This window comes from Nocardia neocaledoniensis (assembly GCF_029868625.1).
GTDB classification, from domain to species: Bacteria; Actinomycetota; Actinomycetes; order Mycobacteriales; family Mycobacteriaceae; genus Nocardia; species Nocardia neocaledoniensis_A.
In genome coordinates this window covers 1-9,807 of record NZ_JARWOJ010000307.1, presented here as the reverse complement: position 1 = coordinate 9,807, position 9,807 = coordinate 1, and the positions used below count along the sequence as shown (strand labels likewise).

General features: G+C 69.4%; 13 protein-coding genes. 8 read left to right on the top strand and 5 right to left on the bottom strand.

What is annotated here, in order from left to right:
- Positions 1 to 120: 120 nt before the first annotated feature.
- The 5 genes from urtB to QH270_RS22890 are packed head-to-tail and all read left to right on the top strand — an operon-like array spanning position 121 to position 4,342.
- Entirely contained in the window at positions 121 to 1,005 is an 885-nt protein-coding gene (gene urtB / locus QH270_RS22910; RefSeq protein ID WP_189025298.1) for an urea ABC transporter permease subunit UrtB, read from the top strand.
- A complete protein-coding gene (urtC, locus tag QH270_RS22905; protein ID WP_280346006.1) occupies positions 1,002 to 2,132 on the top strand; it encodes an urea ABC transporter permease subunit UrtC in 1,131 nt (376 codons plus the stop codon). Before urtB ends, urtC begins: the two co-directional genes overlap by 4 nt.
- The gene (gene urtD / locus QH270_RS22900) at positions 2,129 to 2,938 is read left to right on the top strand and encodes an urea ABC transporter ATP-binding protein UrtD (protein ID WP_280346003.1); all 810 of its coding nucleotides are present in this window, start codon (positions 2,129 to 2,131) and stop codon (positions 2,936 to 2,938) included. Before urtC ends, urtD begins: the two co-directional genes overlap by 4 nt.
- Complete coding sequence (gene urtE, locus QH270_RS22895; RefSeq protein ID WP_280346001.1) at positions 2,931 to 3,623, top strand: urea ABC transporter ATP-binding subunit UrtE; 693 nt, start codon at positions 2,931 to 2,933, stop codon at positions 3,621 to 3,623. Before urtD ends, urtE begins: the two co-directional genes overlap by 8 nt.
- A 14-nt stretch (positions 3,624 to 3,637) precedes the next feature.
- Positions 3,638 to 4,342, top strand: coding sequence for a GntR family transcriptional regulator (locus QH270_RS22890; RefSeq protein WP_280345998.1), 705 nt, complete (start codon positions 3,638 to 3,640; stop codon positions 4,340 to 4,342).
- Here the strand turns inward: QH270_RS22890 and QH270_RS22885 are convergent, their stop codons facing one another.
- The gene (locus QH270_RS22885) at positions 4,343 to 5,227 is read right to left on the bottom strand and encodes an NERD domain-containing protein (RefSeq protein WP_280345996.1); all 885 of its coding nucleotides are present in this window, start codon (positions 5,225 to 5,227) and stop codon (positions 4,343 to 4,345) included.
- A 167-nt stretch (positions 5,228 to 5,394) separates the two neighbouring features.
- On the opposite strand from QH270_RS22885, the gene QH270_RS22880 reads away from it, so the two are divergent.
- Positions 5,395 to 5,943, top strand: coding sequence for a carboxymuconolactone decarboxylase family protein (locus tag QH270_RS22880; protein ID WP_280345993.1), 549 nt, complete (start codon positions 5,395 to 5,397; stop codon positions 5,941 to 5,943).
- An 84-nt stretch (positions 5,944 to 6,027) separates the two neighbouring features.
- Positions 6,028 to 6,405: a VOC family protein gene (locus QH270_RS22875; protein WP_280345991.1), complete on the top strand. Its 378-nt coding sequence runs from the start codon at positions 6,028 to 6,030 to the stop codon at positions 6,403 to 6,405.
- On the opposite strand, the gene QH270_RS22870 is transcribed toward QH270_RS22875, so the two are convergent.
- Both QH270_RS22870 and QH270_RS22865 read right to left on the bottom strand, forming a co-directional pair.
- Entirely contained in the window at positions 6,406 to 6,729 is a 324-nt protein-coding gene (locus QH270_RS22870; protein WP_233001596.1) for a DoxX family protein, read from the bottom strand.
- Positions 6,730 to 6,833: 104 nt separating this feature from the next.
- Positions 6,834 to 7,682: an NmrA family NAD(P)-binding protein gene (locus QH270_RS22865; protein WP_280345989.1), complete on the bottom strand. Its 849-nt coding sequence runs from the start codon at positions 7,680 to 7,682 to the stop codon at positions 6,834 to 6,836.
- A gap of 101 nt (positions 7,683 to 7,783) precedes the next feature.
- Here QH270_RS22865 and QH270_RS22860 point away from each other — a divergent pair, with 101 nt between their 5' ends.
- Complete coding sequence (locus QH270_RS22860; protein ID WP_280345987.1) at positions 7,784 to 8,191, top strand: winged helix-turn-helix transcriptional regulator; 408 nt, start codon at positions 7,784 to 7,786, stop codon at positions 8,189 to 8,191.
- Positions 8,192 to 8,195: 4 nt separating this feature from the next.
- On the opposite strand, the gene QH270_RS22855 is transcribed toward QH270_RS22860, so the two are convergent.
- Together QH270_RS22855 and QH270_RS22850 are read right to left on the bottom strand one after the other, a co-directional pair.
- Positions 8,196 to 8,897, bottom strand: a complete 702-nt coding sequence (locus QH270_RS22855) for a polysaccharide deacetylase family protein (RefSeq protein WP_280345985.1) — start codon at positions 8,895 to 8,897, stop codon at positions 8,196 to 8,198.
- A 10-nt stretch (positions 8,898 to 8,907) separates the two neighbouring features.
- Positions 8,908 to 9,369 carry a L,D-transpeptidase gene (locus tag QH270_RS22850; protein WP_280299955.1) on the bottom strand — a complete coding sequence of 154 codons (462 nt, stop codon included), beginning with the start codon at positions 9,367 to 9,369 and terminating at the stop codon, positions 8,908 to 8,910.
- Positions 9,370 to 9,807 lie beyond the last annotated feature (438 nt).

Genomic DNA, 9,807 nt, shown 5'->3' with positions numbered 1-9,807 from the left:
CCCCCCCCCCCCCCCCCCCCCCCCCGCCCCCCCCCCCCCCCCCCCCCCCCCCCCCCCCCCGGCCGCGAACGGGCCTCCTCGAGGTCGGCCGCTCGTGGTCACCGATCGCAGGGAACTCATATGGATGTACTCATCGGCCAGCTCTTCACCGGGTTGAGCCTCGGATCAATTCTTCTGCTCGCCGCGCTCGGCCTGGCGCTGACCTTCGGCCAGATGGGCGTCATCAACATGGCGCACGGCGAGTTCATCATGGCCGGTTGCTACACCACCTACGTTGTGCAACAGGTCTTCTCCTCGGCCGGTGTCTCGCTGGTCGTCTCGTTGCTGCTCGGCTTCCTGATCGGCGGCCTGCTCGGCGCGGCCCTGGAGATGGGGCTGATCCGGTACATGTACGACCGGCCGCTGGACACGCTGCTGGTCACCTTCGGTGTCGGGCTGGTGTTGCAGCAGGCCGCGCGCGACATCTTCGGCGCGCCGGCCAAGAACGTGCTGGTGCCCGAATGGCTCAGCGGCGGTATCACCATCGCCGGCGCGGTGGTGCCCAAGACCCGCATCTTCATCCTGGTGCTGGCGATCGTCGCGGTGACCGCGCTGGCCGCGGTGCTCAAGGCGACCCCGATGGGTCGGCGCATCAGGGCCGTCGTGCAGAACCGCGGCCTCGCCGAGACCTCGGGTATCTCTTCGCGATTCACCGATATCAGCACGTTCTTCATCGGATCGGGCCTGGCCGGCGTCGCCGGTGTGGCGCTGACGTTGATCGGCTCGACCAGCCCGACGATCGGGCAGAGCTACCTGATCGACGCGTTCCTGGTGGTCGTGATCGGCGGACTCGGCCAGATCAAGGGCACGGTGATCGCGGCGTTCGCGCTCGGCCTGCTCAACTCGTTCATCGAATACTCCACCACCGCGTCCATCGCGAAGGTGATCGTGTTCGTGCTGATCGTCATCTTCCTGCAGGTCCGCCCGCAGGGCCTGTTCACCGTGCGGACAAGGAGTTTGGCATGACCGCACTCATGGAACGTCTGCGCGCCTACCCACGGGTGACCCCGCTGGCCGGGTTCGCCGTGGCCGCGATCCTGCTGTTCGCGGTGGCGCCCGCGGTACTCAGCGACTTCCGCCTCAACCTGCTCGCCAAGTTCCTGTGCTTCGCCATCGTCGCGGCGGGGATCGGATTGGCTTGGGGCCGTGGCGGAATGCTCACCCTCGGCCAGGGCGTGTTCTTCGGCATCGGCGCCTACATCATGGCCATGCACATGCAGCTGGCCGACGCCGCGCGCCTCGGCAACGACGTGCCCGAATTCATGGAGATCTCGGGCATCAGTGAGCTGCCGACGTTCTGGCAGCCGTTCAGTTCGGCGCCGGTGGCGATCCTCGGCATCCTGGTGCTGCCCGGCCTGATCGCCGCCGTGCTCGGGTACGGCGTGTTCAAGCGCCGGGTGCGTGGCGCGTACTTCGCGATCCTCAGCCAGGCGCTGGCCGCCGCGCTGGCCATCCTGCTCACCGGCCAGCAGGCGATCGGCGGCTTCACCGGGCTGTCGGACTTCCGGTCGTTCTTCGGTTTCAAGCTGTCGGATCCGGCCAACCGGCAGATGCTGTTCTTCATCGCGGCGGGCACGCTGCTCGTGGTGGTGGCGCTGATCCGTCAGCTCAACAACAGCCGCTACGGCGAACTGCTGGTCGCGGTGCGTGACGCGGAGGAGCGGGTGCGCTTCCTCGGGTACGACCCGGCCAATATCAAGATCGTCGCGTATGTGGTCGCGGCCTTCCTGGCCGGCATCGCGGGCGCGCTGTTCACGCCGATCGTCGGGATCATCTCGCCCGCCGACATCGGTGTCGTCCCGTCCATCGCGTTCCTGATCGGTGTCGCGATCGGTGGCCGGACCACCTTGCTCGGTCCCGTCCTCGGCGCGATCGGTGTCGCCTGGGCGCAGACCTCGCTGTCGGAATCGTTCCCGTCCGGCTGGACGTACTTGCAGGGCGTGCTGTTCATCGTGGTGGTCGGGTTCATTCCCGCCGGACTGGCCGGGCTGTGGCCGCTGCTGAAGGGCTGGCTCGACGACCGGCGCAAGCCCGCGGCGCCGGCGCCGCCCGTGGAAACGGTCGTCACCGAGGAGAAGGTGGAAGCGCGATGACCCACGAACCCAAGGCGGGCGGCAATGCCGGCATGGACAGCGACTACCTCGAGATCCGCGGTCTCTCGGTCAGTTTCGACGGTTTCAAGGCCGTCACCGATGTCGATCTGACGGTGCTGCAGGGCGATCTGCGATTCCTCATCGGACCCAACGGCGCGGGCAAGACCACGCTCATCGACGCCATCACCGGCCTGGTCCCGGCCACCGGCTCGGCGCAGAAATCGGGCACCGAGCTGATCGGCAAGAAGGTGCACCAGATCGCCCGCCTCGGCGTGGGCCGCACCTTCCAGACGGCCAGCGTGTTCGAGCAGCTCACCGTGTTGCAGAACCTCGACATCGCCGCGGGCGCGGGCCGATCGGCACTGACCCTGCTGCGCAAACGCAAGACGGTGCTGCCCGCCATCGAAGAGGCCCTGGAGACAACGGGTCTCACCGCGCTGCGGGACAAGCCCGCCGGTGTGCTCGCGCACGGGCAGAAGCAGTGGCTCGAGATCGGCATGCTGCTGGTGCAGAACGCCTCGGTGCTGCTGCTCGACGAGCCGGTCGCGGGCATGAGCGCCGAGGAACGCGAGGAGACCGGAAACCTGTTGCGCCGCATCGGCGGTGACCGCGTGGTCGTCGTGGTCGAACACGACATGGACTTCATGCGCTCCTTCGCCACCTCGGTCACCGTTCTCGCGGGCGGCAAGGTGCTCAGTGAGGGCAGCGTCGAACAGGTGCAGGCCGATCCGAAGGTGCAGGAGGTCTACCTCGGCACCGCGGCGCTGGCCGCGGACACGACAGACAGGGAGTCGGCCGATGCTTGAACTACACGACGTCCGTTCCGGCTACGGACGCACCGAGGTGATCCACGGGCTGAGCCTGACCGTGCCCGACGACAGCGTCGTGGCCATCATGGGTCACAACGGCGCGGGCAAGACCACGCTGCTGCGCACCGCCGTCGGACTGCTGCCGACCAAGTCGGGCACGATCACCTTCGACGGCGAGAACATCACCAAACTGGCTCCGTCGCAACGGGTCAAGCGTGGCATCGCCTATGTGCCGCAGGGCCAGCAGAGCTTCCCGCAGCTGACCACCGCCGAGAACCTCCAGGTGGTCGCCGACGGGCGCAAGCGCGGCAAGGCGCTGATCGAGGAATCGCTCACGCTCTTCCCCGCGCTGCGCGAGCTGCTGACCAGGAAGGCCGGCCTGCTCTCCGGCGGCCAGCGCCAGCAGCTGGCGATCGCGCGCGCCCTGATCACCGAACCGAAACTGCTGATCCTGGACGAGCCCACCGAGGGCGTCCAGCCCTCGGTGGTGGCCGAGATCGAGCGCACGATCATCGACCTCACCAAACGCGGTGGGCTCAGCGTGCTGCTGGTCGAGCAGCACATCGGCTTCGCACTGCAGGCCGCCCAGCACTACTACGTGCTGCATTCGGGTCATCTCGGCTCGTCGGGCGAGGGCGGGGCGGGCGCGGAATCCGCGGTCCGCGCGGCGATGGCGATCTGAACGCAGGCCGGCGCATGGCGGGCGAAGGCACGGGCGGGAGCGAGCGTGCCGGGCGAGTGCCACTGGCCGAGCGCGTCTATCTGGCGCTGCGGGACGACCTCGCGATCGGGGCGATCCAGCCCACCGAACGGCTGCGCGCCGAACGGCTGGCCCAGCGGTACGGCGTCTCGCGCACTCCCGTGCGCGAGGCGCTGGCTCGGCTACAAGCCGACGGGCTGATCGAGCGTCACACCGACGGCCTCTACCCCTACCGCCTGCGCCTCGCGGAGCTCGACGAGCTGTTCGAGCTGCGAATCGTGCTGGAGGCTCGCGGTTTTCATCGGACCACGACACACGACCTGCCCGTCGTGCGCGCGGAGCTGGATCGCTGGCGCGGATACCGGGACACGCCACCGGAGCCCGGCCCCGAGCTGGTGGCCGCGGACGAGCGCTTCCACACCGAACTGCTTCGGGCGGCGGGCAATTCGGCGCTCGCCGAGGCGCTGTCGGCGGTCCATCTGCGGGTGCGCCCGGTGCGCACCATGGACGTGGCCAACGCGGAACGGATCGCGACGATGACCGCCGAGCACATCATCATCGCCGAGCAGGTACTGGCCGGCGAGCGGGACCGCGCGCTGCGCACTCTCACCGCGCATCTCGACTCCTCCCGAGCGCACGTCCGGGTCCGCGCGGAGCGCGCCATCGCCTTCACCAAACTCGGTCGGGCCGTGCGGGATTGATCAGCACTCGGTCTGGAACGGGAAGCACTCGACCTGACGCTGGGTGGTCGGCACGATGACGCGGGTGGTCGTGGTGGTCTCGGTGGTGGAGCGCGGAGTCGGCGCGTCCCGCAGGAGGGCCTGGCCGACCACGAGGAACACCACGAACACCCCGAGCAGGGCGGCCGCGAACACGATCGGGCCCACCAGCTTCCCGCGCCGGGACGGCTCGGCCGGCGGCGGTGCCGTGACCGGTTCGGTGAACCTGCGCGGCTGCGCCCGAATCGGCGCGGGAGCCGGACGGTTGCCGTCGAAACCGTCCTCGGCGAGTTCGGCCTTCGCGGGCGCCAGGTCGGCGACCCCCAGCGCGGTGCAGGTGTTGAGCACCCGGTCGATGGTCCATTCGCGCGGGCCCGCGGAGAATCCCTCCAGGTAGACCCGCAGTTCGTGCGCGTCGACGGTATTGGCGACCAGCACGTCCAGCCCGGGCCGCAGCGCCGTGCGCGCCGGGCGCACCACCACGCCCCGATAGGGAACCAGCACCACCGCGCCGCTGACGTGCCTGCTGTCCTGGAGAGCCTGTTCCAGCGCCACGCGCACCGCGTGCACGCCGTGTTCGACCTGATCGGTGAGTCCGGCCGCCGGATCACCGGCCAGTTCCAGCGGATTGTCGCTGATCGTCCACGTCCCCGCGGTCAGCGAGAGCAGGCCGCTCTGCCGTCGCCGGAACCCCTTCACCTCGATGACCGTGATCCCCCGCGGCGTCACCACCACCGCTCCGAGTCGTCGATCACCCACCTGGCAATCGACCAGCGCGAGCCCCGTGCTCGGATACGCGCGCAGGCAATCGACGAACTCCCGCTCGGCACCGGTGAGCTCCGGCCCCGGCCTGATCCGAACCAGCATGTGCTTGTGTTCCCCTACCAGTGCTGCGTCCTCACACCGCCGCTGCGCGCTGCGGTACCCACCGATCATGACGCGCCAGCGGTGCGAAAACCACTGGAAACCAAGAAAACCGGCACGACTGCGGGAGTCCGCTCCGAAATTCGATACCGGCGAGTACGCTCCGACGCATGGAGTCCGCGGGCCGACCACGTATTTCACCCGGGCGCTTCGGTGAGCTCGGGCCGATCAACTGGGTTGTCTGGCAGGTGCTCTCCCGCGCGTCCGGCACCGACGACGCGCATCTGTTCAGCACACTCGGCCGCACCGGCGGACTGTTCCGCGGCTGGCTGCATTTCTCCGGCAAGCTCATGCCCGGCGGGCGGCTGCCCCGCGCCGAGGCCGAGCTGGTGATCCTGCGCGTCGCGCACCTGCGGGAGTGCGCCTACGAGACCGATCATCATCGCCGCCTCGGCCGCAAGGCCGGGCTCACCGCCGTGGAGATCGATCGGGTCGGCGCGGGCCCGGACGCCGAGGGCTGGACGCCGCGCCAGCGCGCCCTGCTCACCGTCACCGATCAGCTCGTCCGCGGCAGGGACGTCGACGACGCGGCCTGGGCCGAGCTCGCCGCGCACTACGACGAGCGCCGGCTGATCGAGATCGTGCTGCTGGTCAATCAGTACGAGGGACTGGCCGCCACCATCACCACGCTGCGGATCGACCGCGACTCCTTCCAGTGACGTAGGTCATAGAGCGGAACCGGCGTTCTCGCGCCATCGTTTAGAGCGTACAAAGTACGGAGTTAACGCCAGCGAGGAGACCGCATGCAGATCACCGGCTCAGCCATTTCGCTCAATGTCGCCGACCCGACGGCCTCGGCGCGATTCCTCATCGACCATCTCGGCTTCGCCGAGCAGATGGCCGCCGACGGATTCGTCTCCCTGGCCAGGCCCGATGCCGGAATGAACGTCATCTTCCTGCGCACCGGCCTCGGCACGTTCAAACCGGCGCGGATCGCGGGCAGCGCCGGGGCCGGCACGCTCGTGGTGTTCACCGTCGACGACATCGACGCCGAATACGAGCGCCTGCGCGCCGCGGGCGTCCCGATCGAGACACCGATCGAGACGGAGGAGTGGGGCGAGCGCTACTTCCAGATGACCGACCCGAACGGGATCGTCATCCAGCTCGTGCAGTGGGTGTGATCAGCGGCGCGCGATCCGCAGCGCGGCGACGATCAGCGGGATCTGCAGCGGCAGGCGCGCCAAGACACCGGCCTTGAACAGGCCGGGCGACTTCGGGTTCTTGACGACGTCGACCGCCATCTGGATGTTCGCCGGGAACACCCCGACGAACAGCGCCGCCGCCAGCCACCCGCCGAGGCGGCGGGTGCGCGGCACGGCCAGCGCCGTCGCCACGCCCAGCTCGGCGACCCCGGACCCGTAGGTGTAGGTCCGCGGGTCGCCGGGCAGCTGGGGCGGCACGATGCCGTCGAACGGCTTGGGCGCGACGAAATGCAGGGCGCCCATCACGAACAGCAGCCCACTCAGGTAGGAGTGCGCGCGTCGACGGGGAGTTTCGGAAGCCACACCCGAACTCTGCCACACCGCCGCCCGTCCGCCCACCCCCGAACTCAGCCCAGGATCGCGCGGAACGCCTCGGCGGGCGGGGTCACCGGGCGGCCGATCAGCTTGGCCAGATCGCCGGTGCGCACCTCGAGCAGGCCTTCGGCGATTCCGGAATCGGCGTCGGCCAGTGCGGCCGCGACAGGTTCGGGCAGCCCGGCCTGACCGAGGACGGCGGCGTAATCGGCTTCGGCCAGGTTCTCGTAGCGCACCGGCTTGCCGGTGACCTCGGCGAGCACCGCGGCGATGTCCGCGCCGGTCAGCGCGTCGTCACCGCCGAGCTCGTAGACGCGACCCGCGTGGCCGTCGGTGGTGAGCACGGCGGCGGCCGCGGCGGCGTAGTCGGCGCGCGGGGCGCCGGAGACCTTGCCGTCGGCCGAGGCACCGGCGAGCACCCCGGTCTCGACGGCGTGCGCCGCGCCCGCCGCGTAGTTCTCCCAGTACCAGCTGTTGCGCAGCAGGACCGTCGGCACCGTCGCGGTGGCGAGCACCTCCTCGGTGCCGCGGTGTTCGCCCGCGAGGATCATCCGGTTGTCCCGCGCGGCCGGGATGCTGGTGTAGGCGAGCAACTCGACACCCGCGCGCTCGGCGGCCCGGATGACATTGGTGTGCTGGGCTACCCGGGCGCCGAACTCGTTGCCCGAGATCAGCAGCACCCGGTCGACACCCGCCAGCGCGGCGTCGAGCGCGGCTGGATCGTCGTAGGCGGCCTGGCGCACCAGCGCACCGCGTTCGGCCAGGTCGGCGACCTTGGCGGGATCGCGCACGATCGCCACCGGCCGCTCACCCGCTGTCAGCAGGGCCTCGACGACGAGCCTGCCCAGTTGTCCACTCGCTCCGGTCACCGCAACGGTCATGATTCTTCCTCCAGGGTTCTGTACTGATTCTCTAGCACTAACTATTAGTAAGCACTATGCATTCCGCAGGCACTCTGGTCAAGGGGGGTACGATCGGGAGCATGAACACGCGGCCACCGTCGACCGACGACGATCAGGCGCTGGAAGCCGACGTCTTCGCTCGGAACTGCACCTCGCGGCCGGTCCTGCAGAACGTCGCCAGCCGATGGGGCGTGCTGGCACTGGTGGCGCTACGCGAGGGGCCGTACCGGTTCAGCGCGCTACGCAGGCGCGTCGACGGCGTGAGCGAGCGCATGCTGTCGCAGACCCTGCAGACGCTCGAACGCGACGGCATGGTGCATCGCGAGGTACTCGAAGCCATTCCGCCCCGGGTGGAATACACCCTGACCGAACTCGGCGCCCAGGTGGCCGAGCGACTGGAATCGCTGATCGTGGTGCTGGAGACCAATATGGACACCGTCCGCGCGGCGCAGGCGAACTACCACCGGGCGGCCACGCCGACCAGCTGACCCGCTATTTCGCGCGTTTCAGCAGGTCGGAGACGGTGGTGAACTGGTAGCCCTCGGCGCGTAGGCCCTCGACGACGGCGGGCAGGGCGGCCGCGGACTCGCCACCGTGCATCACGTGCAGCAGCACGATCGAGCCGGGGCGGGTCTGGGCGAGGGTGTCGGTGACGATCGCGTCGCGGGTGGCGCCGCCGGCGGAATCCGGCTCGACATCCCAGGTGACGGTGGTGCGGTCGTGCTCGGAGAGGTAGCGCGGCAGCGACCACAGCTTTTTGCCGTACGGCGGACGGAAGGTGATCGGGCCCTGGTAGCCGGTACGGCGGATCTCGGCATCGGTGCGTTCGACCTCGTCGCGCGCGGTGTCACCGGAGATCAGCACCATGCGGCGGTGGGTGTAGGTGTGATTGCCGATCTCGTGCCCGGCGGCCGCGATCGCCGCACCGTGTTCCGGGTGGGCGGCCAGATCGTCACCGACCAGATAGAAGGTGCCGGTGACCCGCAATTCGGCGAGCGTGCGCAGAATCTCGGGGGTGCGTTCGGTGGGGCCGTCGTCGAAGGTGAGCGCGACGAGTTTCTCGTCGGTCTCGACCCGGTCGACGAGCCTGCCCGCCAGCTGATAGGTCCGCGAATTCATCAGGACATACAGCCCGGCGGCCACTGCCAGCACTATCGCGAGGGCAGCGGCCCCGCCGATCAACCACTTACGCACATGACGATTCCTACACGATCACCTGGGTGATGTCGCCCGGGTTCAGGTAATCGAAGAATCGGTGCGCGCCGTCCTCGGTCATCCGCACACAACCGTGCGACTGCGAGTTCACCGGGCCCACATGGAATGCCATGTCACCGTTGAAGAAGGTGGCCCAGCGCATCGGGGCGTCGTGCATCGTGCTCCAGTGGAACTCCCGCTTGAAGGAAATCCGGGTCACCGCGGGCGGGGTCTCGAATCCGGGCATGCCGTGCGAGATCGGGGTCGGGCCGAAGACCACGCGCCCGTTGTCGACCAGCCACGCCTCGTTCGTCGACAGCCGCATGCACGCCCTGGCCTCGACCACGGGGCACGGCGAGGCCGTCGGCACGATCGAACCGACGCCGGGAACGTCGGGGCCACCCGGGAAAAGGGGCTCGGCCATCGCCGGGGCCATGGTGCCGAATCCGGCCACCGCCACCAGCGCCGTCACGCGTGCTGCCCAACCGATAATCCGCTTCACAGGTTCGCTGCCTCTCAACCGTGCCCGCCGCCGCGAGCATTCGGGCGAGGGGACCATCTCATGGAACACAAACATGTCGAACACGAGCCAGAACTGTCACCAGAGGTGCCAACGCATCATCTGTCACACAAACGCAATTCACCAAATCACCGCCCGGAATTTTGCCGAAAAGAAATAGACGCAATTCCGGACGCGGACACGAGCGAGGGGGGGGGGGGCGCCCCCCCCCCCCCCCCGGGGGGGGGGGGGAGTAATATTTATTTTTTGGGGGGGGGGGGGGGGGGGGGGGGGGCGGGGGGGGCCGCCCGCGGGGGGGGGGGGGGGTGGGGGGGGCGCGGGGGGGGGGGGGGGGGGGGGGGGGAGGGGCCAAGCGCCGGGGGGGGGGGGGCCCCCCCCCCCCCGGCCCCC